17 protein-coding genes are annotated in these 23,506 nt (G+C 70.6%); 7 read left to right on the top strand and 10 right to left on the bottom strand.

All coding sequences use genetic code 11. From position 1 onward, the window contains the following. Positions 1 to 6: 6 nt before the first annotated feature. The 3 genes from ASF60_RS17510 to ASF60_RS17500 are packed head-to-tail and all read right to left on the bottom strand — an operon-like array spanning position 7 to position 4,735. Positions 7 to 2,976: a PAS domain S-box protein gene (locus tag ASF60_RS17510; protein ID WP_056187792.1), complete on the bottom strand. Its 2,970-nt coding sequence runs from the start codon at positions 2,974 to 2,976 to the stop codon at positions 7 to 9. After that, complete coding sequence (gene aroB / locus ASF60_RS17505) at positions 2,973 to 4,091, bottom strand: 3-dehydroquinate synthase (protein ID WP_056187789.1); 1,119 nt, start codon at positions 4,089 to 4,091, stop codon at positions 2,973 to 2,975. Before aroB ends, ASF60_RS17510 begins: the two co-directional genes overlap by 4 nt. Then, the gene (locus ASF60_RS17500; protein WP_056188087.1) at positions 4,088 to 4,735 is read right to left on the bottom strand and encodes a shikimate kinase; all 648 of its coding nucleotides are present in this window, start codon (positions 4,733 to 4,735) and stop codon (positions 4,088 to 4,090) included. The genes aroB and ASF60_RS17500 overlap by 4 nt, the downstream gene beginning before the upstream one ends. Before the next feature lie 277 nt (positions 4,736 to 5,012). On the opposite strand from ASF60_RS17500, the gene ASF60_RS17495 reads away from it, so the two are divergent. Both ASF60_RS17495 and ASF60_RS17490 read left to right on the top strand, forming a co-directional pair. After that, positions 5,013 to 5,165, top strand: a complete 153-nt coding sequence (locus ASF60_RS17495) for a hypothetical protein (protein WP_056187786.1) — start codon at positions 5,013 to 5,015, stop codon at positions 5,163 to 5,165. Further along, on the top strand, positions 5,162 to 6,118 hold the full coding sequence (locus tag ASF60_RS17490) for a site-specific tyrosine recombinase XerD (RefSeq protein ID WP_443136774.1): 957 nt from the start codon (positions 5,162 to 5,164) through the stop codon (positions 6,116 to 6,118). The genes ASF60_RS17495 and ASF60_RS17490 overlap by 4 nt, the downstream gene beginning before the upstream one ends. 10 nt (positions 6,119 to 6,128) lie before the next feature. On the opposite strand, the gene ASF60_RS17485 is transcribed toward ASF60_RS17490, so the two are convergent. Further along, positions 6,129 to 7,355, bottom strand: a complete 1,227-nt coding sequence (locus ASF60_RS17485; RefSeq protein ID WP_056187783.1) for an AI-2E family transporter — start codon at positions 7,353 to 7,355, stop codon at positions 6,129 to 6,131. Between the two features lie 218 nt (positions 7,356 to 7,573). Further along, positions 7,574 to 8,029 (bottom strand): molybdenum cofactor biosynthesis protein MoaE, encoded by a 456-nt coding sequence (locus ASF60_RS17480; protein WP_056187780.1) that lies wholly within the window; start codon positions 8,027 to 8,029, stop codon positions 7,574 to 7,576. A gap of 212 nt (positions 8,030 to 8,241) precedes the next feature. On the opposite strand from ASF60_RS17480, the gene ASF60_RS17475 reads away from it, so the two are divergent. Beyond that, complete coding sequence (locus tag ASF60_RS17475; protein WP_056188081.1) at positions 8,242 to 9,261, top strand: gamma carbonic anhydrase family protein; 1,020 nt, start codon at positions 8,242 to 8,244, stop codon at positions 9,259 to 9,261. 268 nt (positions 9,262 to 9,529) lie between these two features. Further along, a complete protein-coding gene (locus ASF60_RS17470) occupies positions 9,530 to 9,802 on the top strand; it encodes a hypothetical protein (RefSeq protein ID WP_082508046.1) in 273 nt (90 codons plus the stop codon). A gap of 98 nt (positions 9,803 to 9,900) precedes the next feature. Here ASF60_RS17470 and ASF60_RS17465 read toward each other — a convergent pair whose 3' ends face one another. Next, on the bottom strand, positions 9,901 to 11,589 hold the full coding sequence (locus ASF60_RS17465) for a methyl-accepting chemotaxis protein (RefSeq protein WP_056188078.1): 1,689 nt from the start codon (positions 11,587 to 11,589) through the stop codon (positions 9,901 to 9,903). Positions 11,590 to 11,952: 363 nt separating this feature from the next. Between ASF60_RS17465 and ASF60_RS17460 the strand changes: the two genes are divergently transcribed. Further along, complete coding sequence (locus ASF60_RS17460) at positions 11,953 to 12,318, top strand: hypothetical protein (RefSeq protein ID WP_056187774.1); 366 nt, start codon at positions 11,953 to 11,955, stop codon at positions 12,316 to 12,318. Between the two features lie 15 nt (positions 12,319 to 12,333). Here the strand turns inward: ASF60_RS17460 and ASF60_RS17455 are convergent, their stop codons facing one another. Next, positions 12,334 to 12,969: a TetR/AcrR family transcriptional regulator gene (locus ASF60_RS17455; protein WP_056187771.1), complete on the bottom strand. Its 636-nt coding sequence runs from the start codon at positions 12,967 to 12,969 to the stop codon at positions 12,334 to 12,336. A gap of 269 nt (positions 12,970 to 13,238) precedes the next feature. Here ASF60_RS17455 and ASF60_RS17450 point away from each other — a divergent pair, with 269 nt between their 5' ends. Then, the gene (locus tag ASF60_RS17450; protein ID WP_056187767.1) at positions 13,239 to 16,652 is read left to right on the top strand and encodes an acyl-[ACP]--phospholipid O-acyltransferase; all 3,414 of its coding nucleotides are present in this window, start codon (positions 13,239 to 13,241) and stop codon (positions 16,650 to 16,652) included. A 641-nt stretch (positions 16,653 to 17,293) separates the two neighbouring features. Further along, positions 17,294 to 17,572, top strand: coding sequence for a hypothetical protein (locus ASF60_RS24665; protein WP_156634225.1), 279 nt, complete (start codon positions 17,294 to 17,296; stop codon positions 17,570 to 17,572). A gap of 24 nt (positions 17,573 to 17,596) precedes the next feature. Here ASF60_RS24665 and ASF60_RS17440 read toward each other — a convergent pair whose 3' ends face one another. The 3 genes from ASF60_RS17440 to ASF60_RS17430 form a co-directional block, all read right to left on the bottom strand. Continuing rightward, positions 17,597 to 18,469 carry a type 1 glutamine amidotransferase gene (locus tag ASF60_RS17440; protein ID WP_200940994.1) on the bottom strand — a complete coding sequence of 291 codons (873 nt, stop codon included), beginning with the start codon at positions 18,467 to 18,469 and terminating at the stop codon, positions 17,597 to 17,599. 146 nt (positions 18,470 to 18,615) lie between these two features. Beyond that, positions 18,616 to 20,184 carry an efflux transporter outer membrane subunit gene (locus ASF60_RS17435; RefSeq protein WP_244478476.1) on the bottom strand — a complete coding sequence of 523 codons (1,569 nt, stop codon included), beginning with the start codon at positions 20,182 to 20,184 and terminating at the stop codon, positions 18,616 to 18,618. Positions 20,185 to 20,285: 101 nt separating this feature from the next. Beyond that, positions 20,286 to 23,447 (bottom strand): efflux RND transporter permease subunit, encoded by a 3,162-nt coding sequence (locus ASF60_RS17430; RefSeq protein WP_056187758.1) that lies wholly within the window; start codon positions 23,445 to 23,447, stop codon positions 20,286 to 20,288. Positions 23,448 to 23,506 lie beyond the last annotated feature (59 nt).

The raw sequence follows: 23,506 nt of genomic DNA, 5'->3' as shown, positions 1-23,506 counted from the left end.
GCGCCCTCACCCCTCGGCGATCAGCTCCCGGATACGCCCGGCCAGCGCCTCCATCACGAAAGGCTTCGTCAGCACCTGCATGCCGGGATCGAGGTAGCCGTTGCCCAGCACCGCGTTCTCGGCGTAGCCGGTGATGAACAGCACCTTCAGGCCGGGGCGCACGACGCGGCCGGCATCGGCCATCTGGCGCCCGTTCATGCCGCCCGGCAGGCCGACATCGGTGACGAGGAGATCGAGGCGCACGTCGGATTCGAGCACCTTGAGCCCGGCCGCCCCGTCCGCCGCCTCGATGGCGGTGTAGCCGAGATCCTCCAGCACCTCGGTGACCAGCATGCGCACGGTGGGCTCGTCATCGACGATGAGCACGGTCTGGCCCTGCTCGGCCCGGGGTGCATGGGCGAGATCGGCCTCCCCGTCCCGGGTCTCGGCCACCCCGTAATGGCGGGGCAGGTAGAGGCAGACCGTCGTGCCCTGGCCGATTTCCGAGTAGATCCGCACCTGGCCACCCGACTGGCGGGCGAATCCGTAGATCATCGACAGGCCGAGGCCGGTGCCTTCGCCGAGGGGCTTCGTCGTGAAGAACGGATCGAAGGCCCGGCCGATCACCTCGCGGGTCATGCCGGTGCCGGTATCGGTCACGCACAGGGACAGGAACTGGCCGGGCTCCAACTCGCGCTCGCGGGCCGCCCGGGCATCGAGCCACTTGTTGGCCGTCTCGATGGTGATGCGCCCACCCTCCGGCATCGCGTCGCGGGCGTTGATGCAGAGGTTGAGCAGGGCGTTCTCGAGCTGGTTCGGATCGACCAGGGCGGTCCACAGCCCGGCCGCTCCCACCACCTCGATGGTCACCTGGGGGCCGACCGTGCGGCGCACCAGATCCTCCATGCCCGCGATGAGGCCGTTCACGTTGGTGGGCTTCGGATCGAGGGTCTGGCGCCGCGAGAAGGCGAGCAGGCGATGGGTCAGGGCGGCGGCCCGCTTGGCCGCGCCCTGCGCGGCGTTGATGTAGCGGTCGAGGTCGGTGACCCGCCCCTGCGCCATCCGGGTCTGGAGCAGCTCCAGGCTGCCCGAGATGCCGGTGAGCAGGTTGTTGAAATCATGGGCGAGGCCGCCGGTGAGCTGGCCCACGGCCTCCATCTTCTGCGCCTGGCGCAGGGCATCCTCGGTGCGGCGCTGGTCGGTGATGTCGCGCCCGATGAGGGTGAAGATCTCGCCGTCGGGGGCCGCCGTCCACATCACGATGCGGCGCTCGCCCGCCTTGGTGAAGACGCGGTCGACGAAGCCCGTCACGGTCTCGCCGCGGGCGAGGCGCCCGACCACCTCGGCCGTCTCGGCATGGTCGGCGGGATCGATCAACACGGCGAAGGGCCGGCTGAGCAGCTCCGCCTCGCTCCAGCCGAGGGTGAGCTCCCAGGCCGGGTTCACGGTCTTGAGGTAGCCGTCGAGCCCAGCGGTCCCCATCAGGTCGGTGGTGGTGTCCCAGATGCGGTCGCGCTCGCGGGTGCGGCGCTCGACCTGGCGCTCCAGGCTGGTGTTGAGGCGCGCGAGTTCGGCCGCGGCGGCCTTGCGGTCCTCGATGTCGGTGTTGGTGCCGACCCAGCGCTGGATGGTCCCGTCCGGCGCCCGGATCGGCTCGGCCCGAACCAGGAACCAGCGATAGGCGCCGTCGCTGCGCCGGATGCGGAACTCGGTCTCGTAGGACCGGCTTTCGGCCAGGGCCGCGCCCCAGGTGGCGATCACCGCCGCGCGGTCCTCGGGATGGACGAGCCCGGCCCAGGCGGCGCCGTCGAGGCCCCCCTCCGCCACGCCGCTATAGGCGTAGACCTGAGCGTTGAACCAGTCGAGGTCGCCCGCCGCCGAGGCGGCCCAGACGTGGATCGGCACCGCCTGCGCGAAGGCGCGGAACTGGGCGTCGCTGGCCCGGCGCGCGGCGGTGGCGCGGCTGCGCTCGGTGGCGGCCCGGGTGCGCTCGGCCACGTTGCGTATGAAGGCGAGTTCGTCCGCCGACCACGACCGGGCGGTGGCGTGATTGAGGTAGAGGAGCGCCACGAAGCCGCCGTGCTCGGTCAGCGGCATGTTGACGAAGGACTGCGCGCTGATCGCCTTCAGGGCCTCGGCGCCGGCGGCGGTACGCGGGTCGTGATCGGCATCGACGCAGATCACGGTCTCGCCGCGCTTGAGGTCCTCGATATACGAGCCGTAATCGCGAAACTGCAGGGTTCCGGCCAGACTCCGGATGCCGGGAGCGTTCCAGTCGCGCTCGATCACGATGGTCTCGGCCACCGGGTCGATGGTGCCGTAGCCGGCCCGGCTGACCCCCAGGGTGGTGCCGAGGATCTCCGAGGCCGCGAAGGCGATCTCGGCGGTGTCGTCGAGGTCGCGCAGGCGAGCGCCGAGTTCGGCCACGGCGATCCGCCGGGCTTCCGCCGCCCGGCGCTCGTCCATGTCGATGGCGAGGACGAAGAACCCCTCCACGATCCCGGTCTCGGTCCGGCGCGGAATGTACTGGATGGTGCAGGCGCGGCGCCGGCCGTCGCGGGTCGGAAGGAATCCGTCGACGATGATCGCCTCGCCGGCGAGCGCCCGGTCCATGAACGGGCGCCGCTCCGCGAAGGCTTCCGGCCCGAGCACGTCGCGCACGTGGCGGCCGGTCAGGTCCGCGCGGTCGCGCCCGAACCAGGCCTCGTAGTGGCGATTGTTGAAGCGGTAGACGTACGCACGGTCGATCGAGGCCACGAGCACCGGCAGCGCATCGGTGATGAGGCGCAGTTCCGGTTCGGTGGGGCCCTGCGGGGGATCGCCCTGTCCCTGCGGCGGCTGGCTTAGGCCCTGCGGCAGCTTGCCTTGTGCCTGCGGCGGCTTGCCTAGGCCCTGCGGCAGCTTGCCTTGAGCCTGAGGCGGCTCGCGCAGCCGGCCGATCTCGGCCTCCAGCGTCGCGACGCGGCGGCGCAGGGTCTCGACGTCGGCGGCGCTCAAGCGGCGCTCAATTCGTCGTCGAGGAAGGCGCGGACCGCCGCGCCGTCGATGCCGGGGGCGATGAAGCTCCGGCCGATGCCGCGGGCCAGAATGAAGGTGAGCGCCCCATCGCGGACCTTCTTGTCCTGCGCCATGGCCTCGACGAGAGCGTCGGCATCGCCGCAGCCGCCCGGTACCGCCTGGAGCCGGGTCGGCAGGCCGGCCAGCGCCAAGTGGTTGGCGACGCGGCCGGCATCCTGGCCCGGGCACAGGCCGAGGCGGGCGGAGAAGCGGAAGGCGAGCGCCAGCCCGATCGCCACCGCCTCGCCGTGGACGAGGCGGGCGGATTCGTAATGCGTCAGGCGCTCCAGGGCGTGCGCGAAGGTGTGGCCGAGATTGAGCAGGGCACGCTCGCCGTCCTCGCGCTCGTCGCGCACCACCACGCCGGCCTTGGAGCGGCAGCAGATCGCCACCGCCTCGTCGCGCTCCGGCCCGCCCGCGAAGATGCCGGCCCAGTGCGCCTCGCACCAATCGAAGAAGGCGGCGTCGTTGATGAGGCCGTACTTCGCCACCTCGGCGTAGCCGGCCCGCATCTCGCGCTCCGACAGAGTGTCGAGGGTGGCGGTATCGGCCAGCACCAGGCGGGGCTGGTGGAAGGCGCCGATGAGGTTCTTGCCGTGGGGCGAATTGATGCCGGTCTTGCCGCCCACGGAGGAATCGACCTGGGCGAGCAGGGAGGTGGGCGCCTGGACGAAGCGCACGCCGCGCCGGAGCGTGGCGGCCGCGAACCCCGCGAGATCGCCCACGACCCCGCCGCCGAGCGCCACCACGAGATCGTTGCGCTCGACCCGATGGGCGAGGAGCCCGTCGCACACCGCCGCGTAGGTGGCGTAACATTTCGAGGCCTCGCCCGGCGCCACGGTGACGAGCCCGGAGCGCAGGCCCGCCGCCTCCAGACTTCCCCGCAGCCTATCGCCGTAGAGGGCGGCCACATTGGTGTCGGACACGATCACGGCCGCCCTGGCCCCGAGGGCCGCGACGTGGCGGCCAGCTTCGTCGAGGAGGCCGCGCCCGATCAGAATGTCGTAGGCGCGCCCCTGGTCGAGGGGCACGCCGACGGTGAGGCGGTCGGTCACTGGGCGGCGATTCCTGGCTGGGAGGGTTGGGTCAGATAGGCGTCGAGGGCTTCCATGACGTCCTGAACCACCCGGTCGTGGGCGACGTCGCGGGAGATCACCTCCACGTCGGCGGTGGCGTAGACCGGATGGCGCTGGGCCATGAGCTGGCGCAGGGTCTCCTCCGGGTCCTCGGTCTGGAGCAGCGGGCGCCCGCCGCGCTTGCGCACCCGGCGCATCAGCACGTCGAGCTCGGCCTTGAGCCAGATCGAGACGCCGCCCTCGGCGATGCGGGCGCGGGTGGTCTCGCGCATGAAGGCGCCCCCGCCGGTGGCGAGCACCAGCGGTCCCTCGCGCATCAGCCGGGCGATGACCCGTTCCTCGCCATCGCGAAAGCTCGGCTCGCCGTAGATCGCGAAGATATCGGGGATCGTCAGCTTGGCCGCCGTCTCGATCTCGTTGTCGGCATCCTTGAACATCAGGCCGAGGCGCGTGGCGAGGCGCCGGCCGACGGTGCTCTTGCCCGCGCCCATCAGACCGACGAGTACGATCGACCGGTGACCGAGGGCCCGGCGCAGGCGCAGTTCGATCGGCTCGCCGCCGGTTGCGGCATCCGGCGGGTCGCCCGGGGGCGGGTCGCCGCCCTGAGAAGGGACTTCGGTCATCACGGACATCTGCACATCGTTGGGCGGGTCTTAGCGCGTTTTCCGGTGGGGGCGAAGCGTCTGGCGCCGGTCGCGCACGGGAATGCCGCGCCGCCTGTGGCCGCGAAGTCATTGCCATCGGCGCCCGCGCGTGATGCAACCCCAAGCTGGCCGTCCGCCGCACGTCGTCAGCCGCCCATGGCCTGCACGGGCATGCGGCCGCTGAAGCCAGTAGAAGCCACCTGCCCCCCGAGGCGCGCCCTTCGTCTTCAGCGCCGCACGATCGAGGTTCGTCCGAGTGCCGACCCTGTTCCGCTTCCTCGCCATCCTCGCCATCCTGGGCGGGCTCGCCTTCGCGGCGATGTTCGCGCTGGCGACCTTCGTGGTGCCGACCCCGCGCGAGATGAGCGTGACCATTCCCGCCTCGAAGCTTCAGCCGCCGAACCGGTGACCCGGGCCATCCCGTCCGAATCCGGGGCCAGTCCCGACACGACGCCCGACACGACGCCCGATCCCGGCGAACGCCTCATCCGCGACTACCTCGACATGCTCGCCGCCGAGCGCGGGGCGGCCGCCAACACCCTCGCGGCCTACCGGCGCGACCTCTCGGACTATCTCGCCGCCCTGGCGCGCGGCGGCCACGACCCCGTCGCGATGGAGGCCGCCCCCCTCCGCGCCTATCTCGCCGACCTGGAGACGCGCGGCCTGTCGGCGGCCTCCGCGGCGCGGCGCCTGTCCTGCATCCGGGGCTTCCACCGCTTCCTTTATGCCGAGGGCCTCGCCGAGGACGACCCGAGCACACCGATCGGTGGGCCGCGCCGGGTGCGGGCCCTGCCGAAGGTGCTGTCGGTGGCGGAGGTCGACCGGCTGCTCTCCGTGGCGCGCGAGGCCGCGGCCGGGGATGCGCGCGGCACCCGCATGCTGTGCCTGATCGAATTGCTCTACGCGACCGGCCTGCGCGTCTCCGAGCTGATCGCCCTACCCCGCGCGGCCGCTTCCACGAAGGAGCGCTACCTGGTGGTCAAGGGCAAGGGAGGCCGCGAGCGGCTGGTGCCGCTCACCGAGATCGCCCGCGGCGCCATGCGCGACCACCTCGCCCACCTCGCCGGCGACGGCCCCTGGCTGTTTCCCGCCGACAGCGAGAGCGGGCACCTGACGCGGCAATCCTTCGCCCGGGACCTGAAGGCCGTGGCGAGCGCCGCCGGCCTCCGGGCCGACCGGATCAGCCCGCACGTGCTGCGCCACGCCTTCGCCAGCCACCTCCTCCAGAACGGCGCGGATCTCCGCATCGTCCAGGAACTCCTCGGCCACGCCGACATCTCGACGACGCAGATCTACACCCACGTCCTCGACGAGCGGCTGAAGAGCATGGTCCGCGACCTGCACCCCCTGATGGACGAGTGAGGCCGGGCGCTCAGGCCTCCGCCTCCTCGTGCAGGGTATCCTCGATGTAGAGCTGGGCCAGCAGCACCTTCGCCACCGCCATCAGCGGCAGGGCCAGCGCGATGCCCCAGAGGCCGAAGATCACGCCGAGCACGAGCTGGCCGGCGAAGATCGTGGCCGGCGGGATGTCGAGGGCCTGCTTCTGGATGAAGGGCGTGAGGCCGTAGCTCTCCAGGGTCTGCACCGCGAGATAGACGCCGAGCGCTCCGAAGAGCGCCGTGGTGCCGGAAGCGAGCGAGGCGAGCAGGATCACCACGCCGGCGATCAGCGGGCCGATGGTGGGGATGAAGGCCAGGAGACCGGCCTGGAGGCCGAGGATGAGGGCACCGCCGATGCCGAGAAAAGCGAGGCCGGCCCAGGTGCAGACGAAGATCACCGCCATGGTGATGAGCTGGCCGAACAACCAGTGCCGCAGGGTCTCGCCCATGCCGTCGAGGAGAGCGGTGGCCCGCTCCCGGTGGGCCGGCGGCACGAAGCGCACGAGACCGTCGCGATAGGCGCCCGGATCGGCCGCCACCGAGAGCCCCAGGAAGACGATGACCAGGGCGTTGCCCAGCGCGTTGAACAGGCCGATCACCACGGTGGCCGCCGGTCCGAGCACGCTGCCGGCATCCGACAGCAGGGAACCGGGGCTCTTCATCGCTCCCGAGGCAAGGCCGGCGAGGCCGCCGGGCTTCCGGTCCGGCGCGCCGGCATCGGCCTCCTCCGGGGCCTCCGAGTCGCCGGCCGCCTTGTCGCCGCCATCGGCCTTCAGGTCGCCAGCCTTGACGTCGCTGGCTTTGGCATCGCCACTACCCTTGCCGGGTGCGATCTGGGGCACGTCGATGCCGTATTCCTTGAGGCGATCCCGCACCGTGCCGGCCTGGGCCGCCACCGTCTGCCCGAGATCCCGGCCCTGCTGCACGATCGTGGCGCCGCCGAAGGCGATGAGGGCGAGGGTCAGGCCCGCCAGCACGAGGCTGACGAGGCTGAGGCGCAAGCCCCGGCTGGCCGGCAGCACCTGCCCGAGGAGACGGGTCAGGCCGTCGAGAAAGACCCCGAGGAGGATGCCGGCGAAGACCAGGAGCAGGGTCGAGGCCGCCATCCAGGCCAGGGCCAGCACGGCGACGAATGCCACGACGGCGATGCCGGACACGGCGGGCGACCAGGATTGCGGACGCGGACCGGCGGAATCCGGTCGCAGGAAGGGGATGGCCATGGGCGGGTCGGGCTCCTGGGGTGCCTGGGGCACGCGTGTTCGTGGAGGACCCGTGGAGGATCCCCAGGCGGGGGGATGTCGCCAGCCACGCTTGAGTTCCGCTCCCGGATCGGGCGAGCGCCGGCTTTCGACGATCGCCCGAGTCTTGCCCAGAGGGAGTCTCGCCCAGCGGGAGTCTCGGCCGGCGGCCGCATCGGCCGATCGCCGCACTGGCGTTTCTACACCCAGCGCGCGGCGGCCGCGTCGTCGGCCTCGGTCGCCTCGACCCAGCCGCCCGTGGTGCCGTCGGCCAGGTGCTCGCGCTTCCAGAACGGGGCGCGCGTCTTGAGGTAATCCATCAGGAAGCTCGCCGCCTCGAAGGCCGCGACCCGATGGCTCGATGCGGTGACCACCAGGACGATCCCCTCCCCGGGGGCGACGAGACCGTGCCGGTGGATCACGCACACGCCCTGGAGCGGCCAGCGCGCCCGGGCCGTCTCGACCACGCGGGCGATCTCGGTCTCGGCCATGCCGGGGTAATGCTCGAGTTCGAGCCCGGTCAGGCGTCCGCCCTCGTCGCGGCACAGGCCCGTGAAGGTGACGATGGCGCCCGCCCGGCCCCCGAGGTCGCGGGTGAGGCGGGCGATCTCGGCGCTCGCATCGAAGGGCGCGCTCTGGATGCTGACGTCGGGCATGGACCCTCCCCGTTGAACGCGCGTGACCGCGGGACGAAACCGGTTCGCCCGCCTCCGTGCAGGCGTCGGACCCGTCGGGCCGTCGTTCGGGTGGACCCGCGCGCGAAAACGGAACCCTTGACGGACGGCGACGAACCTGCCCTCACGGGCAGGGGCGCTCTATGCCCCCGAATGCCCGGCGACACCACCGGGATGCGAAGGACATTTTCGCCGTGACGCCAGAGCTGATCCTGCCTCATGACGGCCTCCTGCCGGTCTTCTCGGCCCGTCCGGTCTGGTGCGGCCGGGCCAGCACGGTGATCGGCGACGCCACCCTCGGGGCCCAGGCCTGGCTCGGCGACAACAGCGTCATCCGGGCGGACGGCGACCGCATCACCATCGGCGAGCGCTTCTGGCTCGGCCACCGCTCCACCGTGCACATCGCCACCAACACCTACCCCACCGTTGTCGGCGACCGGGTGACGGTGGGCCGCAACGCGGTGGTGCATGCCTGCACGGTCGGCTCGGACGTGGTGATCGAGGACGACGTCATCGTGCTCGACGGGGCGAGCGTCGAGAGCGGCGTGCTGATCGAGGCGGGCGCCACCGTGTTTCCCCGGGCGCATCTCGCCGCCGGCTTCGCCTATGCGGGCAGCCCCGCCAAGCCGGTGCGTCCGATCACCCTGCCGGAGATCGCCGAGCAGGCCGAGCGCCTGCGCGAGGCCTCCGGCGACCTGCCCGCGCTGCTCCCCGCCGACGCGGCCGAGCTGGAGCCCAGCGTCTACGTCGCCCGCACCGCACGCCTGCGCGGCCGCATCGCCCTCGGGACCGGGTCCAGCGTGCTGTTCTCCTGCGACCTCCATGCCGAGGTCGGCCCCATCGTGGTCGGCGCCAACACCAACATCCAGGACAACACCGTCATCCGGACACGGGGCGAGGGCGTCGTCCTTGGGCGCGACACCACCATCGGGCACAACGTCCGGCTCTCCGATTGCCGGATCGGCGCCCGCAGCCTCATCGGCATCGGCTGCGTCGTCGCCCCCGGCACGGTGGTGGCGGACGACGTGCTGCTGGCGGCCGGCGCCACCACCGACCCGGGCCAGCTGCTCGAGGGAGGCCATCTCTGGGGCGGGCGGCCCGCCCGCATCCTCGGTGCCCTCGACGCCGAGAAGCGCACGATGATGGCCCGCGTGGTCGAGGGCTATGTCGCCCACGGGGTCGCCTACCGCCAGGCGGAAGCCGCGCTGCCGTAACGTCCTGGGATCGCGCGCCCTGCGCCGAAGGTATTGCCACGCTGTACGCGGCGTCTCCGCAAGACCGGAGACCGCCTTTTCTGTTTGCAGCACAGCAACGAACGCGGCGCGGCAACCCGCTTCTTTCGGGAACGCTTCCGGTCAGGCGGACGTTTTCCGGCCCTGAAAGCAGAGATGCCAGATGTCTCGGATATCAGAGACCTCGGATACGAGAGGTTTTGGGTACCAGATATCTCGGCGTCGCATGCAGTGGTGCAAGGAGTTCTTCATGAAAGCCGTCACGCTCGCCCTCGCCAGCACGATCGCCCTCAGCACGGCCGCCCTCGCCGCCGGCAGCGGTCCGGGTTCCGCCAACAATGCACCCGGCCAGGAGATGCAGCAGAACGGGTCGCAGTACGGCTCCCCCGGAGCCTCCGGCTACGCGCCGGGCCAGGAGAAGGGCACGACCACCGGTTCGACAGGCCGCTCCGGCATGTCCGAGACGGGGGCGACCTCGGCGTCGGGCGCCGCCAGCACGAAGTCCGGCAGCGGCAACCGCTGAGCCGATACGATGCGAAGGCCCGGATCGCTCCGGGCCTTCGCATCGCTGTTGCCGCCACCCGTGGAGTTTCCTTCAGGCGGCTCGCACGATGGCGCCTGTTAGGCGGCCCGCACGGTGGCGAGGAAGCGGTGCACCTCGGTGTTGAGGTGTTCGGACTGGCGCGACAGCTCCGAGGCTGCCCCGAGGACCTGGCTCGCGGCTGCTCCGGTCTCCTCGGCGGCTCCGGCGACACCCGCGATATTAGAGGTCACGGCTCCGGTGCCCATGGCCGCCTGGGCCACGTTGCGGACGATCTCCTGGGTGGCCGCCCCCTGCTGTTCGACCGAGGCCGAGATCGAGGTCGCGACGCCGCTGATTTCCTGGATGCGGGCCGCGATGCCGCTGATCGCCTGAACCGCCTGGGCGGTGGAGCCCTGGATCTGGCTGATGTGGCCGCCGATCTCCTCGGTGGCCCGGGCGGTCTGGTTGGCGAGCTCCTTCACTTCCGCCGCCACCACGGCGAAGCCGCGGCCCGCCTCGCCCGCCCGCGCCGCCTCGATGGTGGCGTTGAGCGCCAGCAGGTTGGTCTGACCGGCGATCGAGGTGATCATCGTGACCACGTCGCCGATCCGGCCCACGGCCGCATTCAGGTTCTGCACGAAGGCCGCCGTCTGGGCCGCCTCCGCCACGGCCGTCTGGGCCATCGCCGCCGAACTGCCGACCTGACGCCCGATCTCCTCCACGGACGACCCGAGTTCCTCGGCCGCCGCCGCCACGGTGTTGACGTTGGAGGCCGCCTCCTCTGCAGCCGCCGCGACGCTGGTGGATTGGTTGGCGGTCTGGGTCGCGGTGCCGGCCATGCTCTGGGCCGTCGCCTGCAGCTCGGTGGCCGCGCTGGTGACCATGGTGATGATGCCGCCGACAGCGCCCTCGAAGCCGTCGGCCATCGACCGCATGGCGGCCTTGCGCTGGGCCTCGGCGCCGGCGCGGGCCAGGACGGTCTCCTCCTCTAACACCCGCATGCGGATCAGCCCGTCCTTGAACACCTGCACGGCGTCGGCGATGCGGCCGATCTCGGTCGGGGCCCCCTGATGCGGGATGGTCACGGCGAGGTCGCCCGCCGCCAGCGCCTGCATCGGCTGGACGACGGAGCCGATGCCTCCCGTCACGCCGCGGATGATGAGGAAGGCGGACACAGCCGACAGAACGACGGCGAGCAGGACGGCGGCGAGGCCCAGCGTCCGCGTCTGCTCGAAGACGTCCTTGCTGCGGGCCTGGGCCTGATCGGCGCCGTCATTGTTCAGGGTGGTGAGTTTCTCCAATGCGCTCGAGGCGGCCCGGCGGATCTGCAGGCCCTGGGTCTCGTATAACGTGACGGCCTCGGTCTTCTGCCCCTTGCGGGAGAGATCCAGGATGGCCTGACGCACCACCAGGAAGTTCGCCGACGCGCGGACATACGCATCGTAGAGCGCCCGCTCCTCCGGAGAGCTGATCATCGGCTCGTAGGCGGCCCGCTTCTCGGCGACCTTCTTGTCGAAGCGCTCGAGATCCGCCTCGATCGAGGCGACCAGCTGCGGTTCGGTGGCCTGCGCGTGCCGCAGGATGACGGCGCTGGTCCGGGCCGTCAGCGTGTCGATCTCGCCGAGCGTCCGGATGCTCGGAAGCCAGTTGGTCTCGATCTCCACGCCGCGCGCGCGCATGCGCTCGGTTCCCAGAAGTCCGAGGACGCCCACGCCGACGACGAAAACTGTCAGCAGGGAGAACGCCGCGATCAGGCGGACCCGAATGGACATATTCTTGAAGGACACGACCCACCTCATCCCGACGGCAGATCAGCTCGAATCTGCATGCGCGGCCGAGAACAACTGACATGCAAAGCTTAAAACATTGCTTTTGCAGATGGATACTTTCTACTATCGGTTGCATTCTGGGAAACTACAAATCAAACCAAATCATCGCTCAAGTTACATCGGCTCGGAGCGTGGCCGGTGACGACCGATGTCGCTGCCCGCGAGGCGCATCCGCGCCGAAGGGTCTGATGAATGTTGTCGAGGCCTGTATCCGGCGGTGATGCAACGAGACGTCCCGGATCGCAGGGGCGCCGCCGATCCCGACAATTGGAACGGTCCCCTTCACGCCTTCGTGATGGCCTACGGACGAGGATCGGCGCCATGGCCATCGACATCCTCACGCCGCGCGTCCTCGCCTCGGCCGTCGCCCTCGGGGGGGTGATCACCATGATGGCCGCCCCCGAGCCGAGCTGGCATTCGGTGGGCATCGGCCTCGCCTGCCTCCTGGCCTTCGGGGGGCTGTCGCTGCTTTCCGCCCTCGGCCCGGATCAGGCCGAGCCGCGCCGGACGCTGATCCGCCCGCGCAAGGGGCGGCGCAGCGTCGTGGCGCACGCGGAGCGGGAGACCTTCACGCGCATCGCCCCGGACGATGCCCTGCTGAGACTTCCGCCGCCGCGCGGCCTGAACGATCCCCATCCGGCCCTGTTCAAGGGCCTGCACGTGCGACGCAGCGGGTCTTCCCGCTGATCCTGCGGGTCTCGTTCAGACGTCGTGCGGGCTCGGGCCCGCCGAATCCGCCAGGAAGCGCCGGACCAGGAGGCGGGCGAGGTCGCGCGGGGCTTCGGGCGTCAGCACCGCGAGCTTGCGCGAGGTCGAGAGCGAGGCGAGGCCGTGCAAGGCGGCCCACAAGGTGGCCACGGCCTGGCGCCGTTCCACGGGGTCGGTGATCAGCGGAGCGAGCACGCGGTCGACGAGGTCGGTGGTCTGCCCCAGGGCCTCGGCGTACCAGTCCGGGAAGCGGCTGTCGGGGGCCAGCTGGTGCTCGAAGACGAGGCTCCAGACCTGCGGATCGGCGGCCACGAAGGCCAGGTAGGCGTCGGCCAGGCCCAGGGCCGCGTCGAGCGGCGGCGCCTCGGGCGCGACGGCCGCCTCCAGGGTCGCATGCAGACGCGCCAGGGTGCGGGCATTGACCCGCATCACCACCGTGTCGAGGTCGCCCACCGCGTTGTAGATCGAATTCGGCGCGTAGCCGATGGCGCCGGCGAGCCGCCGCATGCCGAGCCCGCGCAGGCCCTCGTGCCGCACGAGGGATTCCGCCGCCTTCGTCACCAGCCCCAGGAATTCCTCCCGGTTGTGCTCACCGCGCGGGCCGGTCCCCCGCTTCTCTGCGCGTGCCATCGCGGCTCGCCCTCCTCTTCCAATCTGCGCCGATCCCTGCCGATCCCGGACCGCGTGCGTCTCCGCACCGGACCATCGCGCAGCATTGCACGGTGTGCAATCCGCAGATTGAACGCCGGCCGTGACCGAGATAGGTTTTGAACGCCGTACAAAGAATGTCCGGTTCAGCATTTGACGGTATGGCGCCGGGCAGGCAGTCATGCCTCGTTTCGATCAGCGCCACGTCGCTCGCGCCTCGTCTCAACGTTGCGTCGTCCGAGGAGACCTCCATGTTTCGTACCTTGATGACGACGCGCCGGTTCGCACCGCTGTTCTGGTGCCAGTTCTTCTCGGCCTTCAACGACAACTTCCTTAAGAACGCGCTCGTGTTCCTCATCCTGTTCCAGGTGGGCGGCGCCGGTGGCGGTTCGCCGATGCTGGTGACCCTGGCGGGCGCCGTGTTCATCGGCCCGTTCTTCATCCTGTCGGGTCTCGGTGGCCAGATGGCCGACCGCTACGACAAGGCGCTGATCGCCAAGCGGCTGAAGTTCGCCGAGATCTTCGCCGCCGCCGCCGCCGCCATCGGCTTCTGGATGCACTCGGTGCCGGTGCTGTTCGTGGCCCTCGGCCTGTTCGGGACGATCGCGGCCCTGTTCGGGCCAATCAAGTACGGCATCCTGCCGGACCATCTGCGCCGGGACGAACTCACCGCCGGCAACGCCCTGGTGGAAGCCGCGACCTTCCTGGCCATCCTGCTCGGCACCATCGTGGCGGGCCTCGCCACCGCCATGGGCGGCGGAGCCCTGGCCTTCAGCACCATGATCATGGTGTTCGCGATCCTGTGCTGGCTCTCGGCCCGGGCGATCCCCTCCACCGGCGAGGCCGCCCCGACGCTGCGCATCGATCCCAATGTCGCGCGTTCCACCGGCGGTCTCCTGCGCGACCTGTGGGGCGACACCCGGCTGTGGCGCGGCTCGCTGATCGTGAGCTGGTTCTGGCTCGTCGGCGCCGTGATCCTGTCGCTGCTCCCCGTCCTGGTGCGCCAGAGCCTCAACGGCTCGGAGACCGTGGTGACCACCCTGCTGGCGGTGTTCTCCATCGGCATCGCGGTGGGGTCGGGCCTCGCCTCCTGGCTCGCCAGCGGCCGCATCGTGCTGCTGCCGACCCCGATCGGCGCCCTGTTCATGGGCCTGTTCGGCCTCGACCTCGCCTGGACGGTGGCGCACCTGCCCCCGGTCTCCGGCGCTCCCCTGGGGGCCTGGGACTTCCTCACCACGGGCACGGGCCTGCGCGTCACCCTCGACCTGTTCGGGCTGGCCGTGGCGGGCGGGCTCTACATCGTGCCGTCCTTCGCCGCCGTGCAGGCCTGGACCGACAAGGACAAGCGCGCCCGCGTCATCGGCGCCGTCAACGTGCTCACCGCCGCCTTCATGGTGGCGGGGGCGCTGGGTCTCGCCGCCCTGCAGGGCGCCGGCTGGTCGATGGCCACGCTGCTGGCCCTGCTCGGGGCGCTCAACCTCGTGGCGGGCGCGGTCATCCTGGCCGTGCTGCCGACGAGCCCCTTCCGCGATTTCCTGTCGATCCTGTTCCGGGCCTTCTACCGCCTGGAGGTGCGCGGCCTGGAGAATGTCGAGAAGGCCGGCCCCAACGCCATCGTCGCCCTCAACCACGTCTCCTTCCTCGACGCGCCGCTGGCGCTCTCGCTCCTCGACCAGGAACCCGTCTTCGCCGTCGATCACGGCATCGCGCAGCGCTGGTGGGTGAAGCCGTTCCTGGCGATGACGAAGGCGATGCCGCTGGATCCGACCCGGCCGCTCGCCACCCGCACGCTGATCAACGCGGTCAAGAACGGCGAGACGCTGATCATCTTCCCCGAGGGGCGCCTCACCGTCACCGGGAGCCTGATGAAGGTCTATGACGGCGCCGGGCTGATCGCCGACAAGTCCGGCGCCATGGTGGTGCCGGTGAAGATCGAAGGCCTGGAGAAGACGATCTTCTCGCGCCTGTCGAAGAACCAGGTGAAGCGGCGCTGGTGGCCGAAGGTCACCGTCACGATCCTGTCGCCGGTGGCCCTGAGTGTGGACCCGGCCCTCAAGGGCAAGGCCCGCCGGCAGGCGGCGGGCGCCGCCTTGTACGGAATCATGTCCGACCTCGTCTTCCGCACCGCCGACATCGATCGCGGCCTGATGCAGGCCCTCATCGACGCGGGCGACCGCCACGGCTGGCGCCGCATCGCCGTGGAGGACCCCATGGGGCGCCTGAGCTATTCGCGCCTGGTGATGGGCGCCAACATCCTGGGGCGAAAGCTCCAGGGCCTCGGCGCCCCGGGCAAGCCGCTGGGCGTGATGCTGCCGAACGCCAACGGCGCGGCGGTGACGCTGTTCGCCCTGGCCTCGGCCGGGCGGGTGCCGGCCATGATCAACTTCTCGGCGGGGGCCGCCAACATCCTGTCGGCCTGCCGAACCGCGGAGGTCGACACCATCCTGACCTCGCGCGCCTTCATCGAGAAGGGCCGCCTCGGCCCCCTCGTCGAGGCGATCAAGGGCGCCGTCACCCTCGTCTACCTGGAGGAGATCCGGGCCGGGATCAGCACGGGCGACAAGCTCCGGGGCTTCCTCGCCAAGCGCGCCCCCCTGGTGGCGAGGGCCGGCGACGACCCGGCCGCGATCCTGTTCACCTCCGGCTCGGAGGGGGCGCCCAAGGGCGTGGCGCTGGCCAACCGCAACATGCTGGCCAACACCGCGCAGGTGGCGGCCCGGATCGATTTCGGACCGAGCGACAAGGTGTTCAACGTGCTCCCGGTCTTCCACGCCTTCGGGCTGACGGCAGGACTGGTGCTGCCGCTGGTCTCCGGGGTTCCGGTCTACCTCTACCCCTCGCCGCTGCATTACCGGATCGTGCCCGAACTCATCTACGGCTCGAACGCCACCGTCCTGTTCGGCACCGACACCTTCCTGGCCGGCTACGCCAAGACCGCCCATTCCTACGATCTGCGCTCGCTGCGCTACGTCGTGGCCGGGGCCGAGGCCGTGAAGGATTCCACCCGCAAGACCTGGGGCGAGAAGTTCGGCCTGCGCATCCTGGAGGGTTACGGCGTCACCGAGTGCGGCCCGGTGGTCGCCCTCAACACCCCGATGTTCAACCGCTTCGGCACGGTCGGGCGCCTGCTGCCCGGCCAGGACTGGCGCCTGGAGCCGGTGCCGGGCATCGAGGAGGGCGGGCGCCTGTCGCTGCGCGGCCCCAACATCATGCTGGGCTATCTCCGGCCCGAGCGCCCCGGCACCATCGAGGCACCGCCCGGAGGCTGGCACGACACCGGCGACATCGTCGCCATCGACGCCCAGGGCTTCGTGACGATCAAGGGCCGCGCCAAGCGCTTCGCCAAGATCGCCGGCGAGATGGTGTCCCTGGCCGGCGTCGAGGCCATCGCGGCCGAACTCTGGCCCGACACTCCGAGCGCCGTCGCCGCCGTGCCGGATGCCCGCAAGGGCGAGCGGCTGGTGCTGTTCACCGAGCGCAAGGACGCCACCCGCGCCGCCTATCAGACTTTCGCCAAGGGCAAGGGCGCGCCTGAAATCGCGATCCCCGCCGAAGTGGTGGTGCTCGATCGCGTGCCCATGCTGGGCACCGGCAAGGTCGATCAGGTCAGCGTGGTCAAGCTCGCCCACGAGCGGGCCTCCGGCGAGGCGCCCGCCGCGGCCTGAGACGGCGGGATGTCCGGCCCGGGCGAGGATTCGGCCGGGCGCCGAACCCCGATGCACCGTCTCGGATTCACCGCCTCGGACTCCCAGCGTGCGGGACGTCCGAGGCGGACCCGCCCGGCCGGGTCCGGTTCCGCTCCGGCCTCCGCGCGGCACGTCCGGGTACCGGTTTGGGACGCCGAGACAACAGATTTGGACTCCCAGACCAGCCGGCCGACTCAACCTGGCCGCGCAATCGTCTATGTTGCTGCAGAGGCTGGCGGTCCCGCAACGGGGTCACCGCGGCAAGACGAGATCATGGATGCGCGCGGCGCATCACGCTGGGTCTCAAGCAGATGGCAAAAGGCGTCATGAGCGCGGACATCCACACGATCCCGATGCGCGGCGGCAAGACGGGCACCGATGCCGCCCCAGCGGCGGCGCATGCGTCGGATCGGGCCGTCGCCCAACTGCGTCCCGCGACGCCCCCCACAGGCACGGCCATGTCTCGCACCCTTCAGCAGGCTCGGAGAAGGCTTACGATCGTGACGGAACAGACTCATCCCGAGGCATTCGCCCGCCACTCCCTATCCCAGAACACCCGGTCTCTTGAGATGTCCTCCGACGAGTCGAGTCCGTATGGTGCGGATAGGGACCAGTCCGACATGGACCAGTCCGATATCGACGAGCCCGACATGGACGAGTTCGATATCGACGAGCCCGACATGGACATGACGAGCGCCGACGATGCGCGCTCGGATGCCCCGGGCCGGGACGACGCGTCCGCGACGTTCACCGGGCGGGAGGACGCACCCCAGGCGCTCCGTCGCCGCGGACCGCTCGTCACCCGCTGGATCGGCTTCTCGGCCCAGCGCCGGCGGGCTCGGGAGCGGACGAATCGCCTGCAGCATCACGACACCGGCGCGGCGCGGTCCGGCTCCTGAAACCCGCAGCCCGCGCCCCGGCCCTCAGCGGCGCCGGCTGCGGGTGGGAAGGACCAATGCTTCGATGACGTTGCGCAGCTCGGTTTGGCGCTGCGCAACGTCGGTGACCTGATCGTCGAGGCCGAGCCTCCAGGCCAGATCCCGCCTGTCGGGTTCGCGATGCAGCGCCTCCACCAGGTCGGCCTGGGCCTCGATCGCGCTTCGGTCGCGCGCCAGCCCGGCCTCGACCAGCCCGTCGGCCTGCCGGCGCAGGGCTCCGCCGACCTCGTCGAGACCGATCTCGGGGTGGTACTGCACGCCCCAGAACGTCCCGCCATCGTGCCGGATTTCGGCCGCCTGAACCACGGTGCTGCGGTTGACCGCGAGCAGGACGGCGCCGTCCGGAAGCGTCTCGACCTCGTCAGTATGGATGCTGGGCGCATCGTAGGCGGCGGGCCGCCCCTTGAGGAGCGGATGGGACCGTCCCGCCTCGGTCGGCGTGATGCGGCGCGCGAACCCCGCCTCGGGGCCGTTGCGGTTCTGCCGGACCGTGCCCCCCGCCGCCACCGTCGCCAGTTGCAGCCCGGCACAGGAGCCGAAGGCGGGTGTTCCCGCCGCGAAGGTCGCGCTCATGAAGGCCAGGGACCGTCGGACCTCGGGCGTCTCCTCGTAGAGATGCAGCGGCGAGCCGGACAGGAAGACCGCATCGTAGCCGGCTAGGCTCTCGCCGAACGGCAGGGCGCCGTCGGCATCGGCCGGCTTGATCCTGTGGCAGGTCGCCCCCGGGGCGAGCTGGTTCAGCATCGCCACGTAGGTCTCGCCGGAGGAGCGCCCGACGCTGTCGCGACGCTCTTCGCGGGCCTCCGGCGGCTCGCTCTCGGCGACGAGGAAGCGGAGCCCTGATGGCGATGCTGGCAAGGGACGGATGCTCCGGGGAGACATTCCCCGGAAACCCGAACCGGTGACCGCCACCGGTGTTCCCGGGCGGGCGGACCTGCCGCAGGGCGAAGGGCCGGAGAATTCCGGGTCCGCGACGGGCTGGGACCGGACGCCCCTCCGCGGTCTCAGAGGAACTTGGCGGGGTCAGGGTTCGGCGGGGCCGGCTTCACGTCGGACCGGTTCCACCAGCCGCCGCCGAGGGCCTGGAACAGGGCGGCGGTGTCGGCATACTGGTTGGCCCGGGCCCCGGCCGACGTCACCAGGGCCGAGAGGTAGGATTGCTGCGCGATCAGCACCTGCGTGCTGTTGAGGGCGCCGGCGGCGTATTGCTTGCGGATCAGCCCCAGGCTCTGGCCCGTCGCCCGCTCGGCGGCCGAGGCGGCCGCCACCGCCTGGGCATCGGACTGGAGCGCGCGCAGGGTGTCGGCGACGTTCTGGAAGGCGCCGATCACCACGGCGCGGTACTGGGCCTGGGCCTGAGCCAGCGTTTCCTCCGCCGCGCGCTGGCGCCGGAACAGGGTTCCGGCATCGAAGATCGGCTGGGCCACGGTGCCGACGATGCCGTAGAACGAGGCCGTCGAGGCCGCGAGCTGGGCGATCCGCACCGCGCTGGCCCCGCCATTGGCGGTGATGTTGAATTGCGGCAGGCGGTTGGCCACCGCGACGCCGATTGCGGCGCTGGCCTGCTGGACGTTGGCCTCCGCCGCCTTCACGTCCGGACGCTGCTGAACGAGGCGCGAGGGCAGACTGACGGGCAGGCGGGTCGGCAGGCGCAGGGAGGCCAGGGTGAAGGTGGCGGCGATCTCCTCGCTCGGCAGGCGCCCGACCAGCGCGGTGAGCAGGTTGCGCTGCTGGGCGAGCTGCTTCTCCAGCGGCGGCAGCAGCTGCATCGAGACCGAGAGGGCGGCCTGCTGCACCACCACGTCGGCCCCGGCGATCTGCCCGAGGGAGAGCTGCTTGTTGTAGAGGGTGAGGACTTCGGTCTGGGCTTGGATCACCTTGCGGGTGGCGTCGATCTGCGCCCGCAGCGACGCCTCCTGGATCGCCGCCAGCACCACGTTCGTGGTCAGGGTGAGGTAGGTCGCCTCGAGCTGGAAGCGCTGGTTCTCGGCCTGGGCCTCCAGCGACTCGATCTGGCGCTGGTTGCCGCCGAACACGTCGGGGGTGAACGAGACCGTCACCTGCGGCGTGTAGAGACTGTAGAAGAGCTGCCGCGTGTCGTTGAGCGGCCCCTGCAGGGCGCCGCCGGGCGCCTTCTGGCGCGAGCCGAGGCCGTTGGCACCGACCACCGGAAACAACGTGCCGCGCTGCGCCTCCACGTTCTCCTGGGCGATCCGGAGCGACGCCTGCGCGGCGTCGAGGTTCGGGTTGTTGGCCAGGGCTTCGGCCACGAGGCGGTCGAGGGCGGGCGAACGGAACAGGGTCCACCACTGCCCGGGCACGTCGGCACCCGACACGAAGGTCTGGTCGGCCGAGCCGCCGTGGACGGTGCGGACGGCGTCGGCGGCGGTGGGGTTGCCGAGCGGCTCGCGGGTGTAGCGGATGGCGGGCGGATCGGCGGGCGGCACGTAGTCCGGCCCGACCATGCAGCCGCCGACCGCACTCAGGGCCAGGGCGGCGAGGCCGGTGCGGACCATCGGGCGCAGGCTCGGCGCCCGGCCTGGCCGGAGCTTGATCTCGGGGGATGCCGCCATGGTGTCGGAGATTCCTGTCGCCGTCCGAGGCGGTAGAGGTGCCGGGCCGGCACCGAAGTCAACGCGGGCCTTCGCCGGCCCGGAGAAGCGTGATCGCGTCCTCATGCGGGCTCGACCCGGGCGGCCGCGCGGGCGGCCGTCGGCGACAGGGTCGCGGCCGGGACCCGGCGCGAGAACAGCGCGATCAGGATCGGCACCACCACCAGGATGAGGATCGGGGCGAGCAGGATGCCGCCGACCACCACCAGGGCCAGAGGCTTCTGCACCTGCGAACCGATGCCGGTGGAGACCGCCGCCGGCAGCAGGCCGACGCAGGCGGCCACGCAGGTCATCATGACCGGCCGCATGCGCACGTTGGCGGCCTGCCACACCGCCTCGGCCCGCCCCCAGCCGTCTTCGAGGAGCTGGTTGTAATAGGACAGCAGGATGACGCCCTCCATGGTCGAGATGCCGAAGAGCGCGATGAAGCCGATCGCCGCCGAGATCGAGAACGGCGTCAGCGTGAGGACCAGCGCGAAGATGCCGCCGATCATTGCCATCGGGATCACGCTGAGCGTCAGCGCCATGTCGGTGACGGAGCTGAAGTTGACGTAGAGCAGCAGGGCGATCAGCCCGATCGTCACCGGAACCACGAGGGTCAGGCGCTGCACGGCGTCCTGCAGGTTGGTGAACTGTCCGACCCATTCGAGGTGGAACCCGGCCGGCAGGGTCACGTCCTGGGCGATCCGGGCCTGGGCCTCCAGCACCGCGCCGCCGAGATCGCGGCCGCGCACGGAGAACTTCACCGGAATGTAGCGCTCCTGGTTCTCGCGGTAGATGAAGGCGGCGCCCGAGACGAGCTCGACCGTGGCGATCTCGGACAGCGGCACCTGGATCACGCCGCCCGCCGGGTTCGCCGCCCCGACGGTGATGTTGCGGATGGTCTCCAGGCTGCGCCGGTATTGCGGGGCGAGGCGAATACGCATCGGGAAGTGACGGTCCGAGCCGTATTCGTAGAGGTCGCCCGCCGTCTGCCCGCCGATCGCCGCCTGCACGGTGGTGTTGACGTCTCCCGGCGAGAGGCCGTAGCGCGCGGCCTTGCGCCGGTCGATGTCGATCCGCACCGTGGGCTGCCCCAGGGAGGCGAACACCGCGAGGTCGGTGATGCCGGGGACCTTCGCCAGGCTGGCCTTGATCGCCTCCGCCGTCTTCGTCAGGTCGTTGAGGTCGTTGCCGTAGATCTTGACCGAGTTCTCGCCCTTCACGCCCGAAGCGGCCTCCTGGACGTTGTCCTCGATGTACTGGGAAAAATTGAACTCGATGCCGGGAAAGGCCTCGTCCAGCTTGGCCGCGAGGTCGCGGACCAGCCCTTCCTTGTCGAGGCCCTTGCGCCAGGTGTCGAACGGTTTCAGGGGCGCCAGGATTTCGACGTTGAAGAAGCCGGTGGCGTCGGTGCCGTCATCCGGGCGGCCCTGGTGCGACAGCACCGTCACCACCTCGGGCACCTCGGCGATGATCTTGCGCAGGCGCTCGACGGAGGCGTTGCCCGCCTCGAGGGAGATCGAGGCCGGCATGGTGCCGCGGATGTAGAGATTGCCCTCCTCGAGTTTCGGCAGGAACTCGAGGCCGAGGGTCCGGGCGGCGATGCCGGAGGCGCCGAGCAGGGCGGCCAGCAGGAGGAGCGACAGCACCTTGTTGCGCAGGCCCAGGCGCAGGATCCGCACGTGGCCGAAGCGTAGCAGGCGCACGATCAGTGTGTCGCGCTCCTCCACGCGCTTCGGCAGGATCAGCGCCGAGAGCGCGGGCGACACCGTGAAGGTGGCCAGGAGTCCGCCGATCAGGGCGTAGGCGTAGGTCTTGGCCATCGGCCCGAAGATGTGGCCCTCGACGCCCGTCAGGGTGAAGAGCGGCAGGAAGCCGACGATGATGATGGTGGCCGAGAAGAAGATCGCCCGGTTCACCTCCGCCCCCGCGATCGCGATGGTGCCGAGCCGCCCGGTCAGGCCACCCGGCGGAGGCTGATCCTCGGAATGCTCGGGTTCGGCCAGATGCCGGAACACGTTCTCGACCATGATCACGGTGGCATCGACGATGAGGCCGAAATCGATGGCGCCGAGGGAGAGGAGGTTGGCCGAGTCCCCGCGCAGGACCAGGATCAGGATGGCGAAGCCGAGGGCGAACGGGATGGTCGCCGCCACGATGACCGCGCTGCGCAGGCTCCCCAGGAACAGCCACTGCACGACGAAGACCAGCACCACGCCGGAGACGAGGTTGTGCATCACCGTATGGGTGGTGGTGTGGATCAGGCCGCTGCGGTCGTAGATGCGCTCGACCCGCACGTCGGGAGGCAGGATGCCGCTGGCGTTGATCTTGTCGATCTCGGCATTGACCAGACGCAGCGTCGGCAGGCTCTGCCCGTCCCGGCTCATCAGGACGATACCTTCGACAATGTCGTTGTCGCCGTCATGACCGACGATGCCGAGGCGCGGCGCGTGCGAGACCCGGACCTCGGCGACGTCGCGGACCAGCACCGGCACGCCGTTGACCTGCGTCAGCATCGTGTCGCGGATGTCGTCCATGTCGCGGATGAGGCCGATGCCCCGGACCACGGCCGATTGCTCGCCCACGTTGAGGGTCTGGCCGCCGACATTGATGCTTGAATTGTTCAGCGCCGTGACGAGCTGGACCAGGGTCAGGCCCTGGGCCTGGAGCCGGTTGAGGTCGACCGCGATCTCGTATTCCTTGGTCCGGCCGCCGAAGGCCGTCACGTCGACCACGCCGGGGATCGCCTTGAACCGGCGCTGCAGCACCCAGTCCTGCAGGGTCTTCAGGTCGGTGGAGGAGTATCCCTTCGGACCCGTCACCTTGTAGCGCATGATCTCGCCCACGGGGCTCGTCGGCGAGATCTGCGGCTGAGCGCCGTTGGGCAGGGGCGGCAGCTGCGCCAGCCGGTTGAGCACCCGCTGCAGGGCCTCCTGGTAGGTGAAGGCGTAGGTGAACTGCACCTTCACGTCGGAGAGGCCGAACAGCGAGATGGTGCGCACCACGGTGGCGTTGGGAATGCCGGCGAGCTGCACCTCCAGCGGGATGGTGATGTAGCGCTCGATCTCGTCGGCGGATTGCCCGGGATTCTGCGTGATGACGTCGACCAGCGGCGGCACCGGATCGGGATAGGCCTCGATGTTGAGCTGGGTGTAGCTGGCATAGCCGAGCGCCAGCATCGCCACGAACAGCAGGAACACCAGCACGCGCTGGCGCAGGGCGAAGACGATGAGGCTGTTCATGGCGGATTGTTCATGGCTGGCTGTTCATGGCTGGCTGTTCATGTGGGAGGGGCGTGCGG

Origin of the sequence: Methylobacterium sp. Leaf113 (genome assembly GCF_001423325.1) — a bacterium.
In the GTDB taxonomy this organism is placed as follows: domain Bacteria; phylum Pseudomonadota; class Alphaproteobacteria; order Rhizobiales; family Beijerinckiaceae; genus Methylobacterium.
Note: the sequence above shows the minus strand (reverse complement) of the source record. Positions and strands in the feature narration are given on the sequence as shown.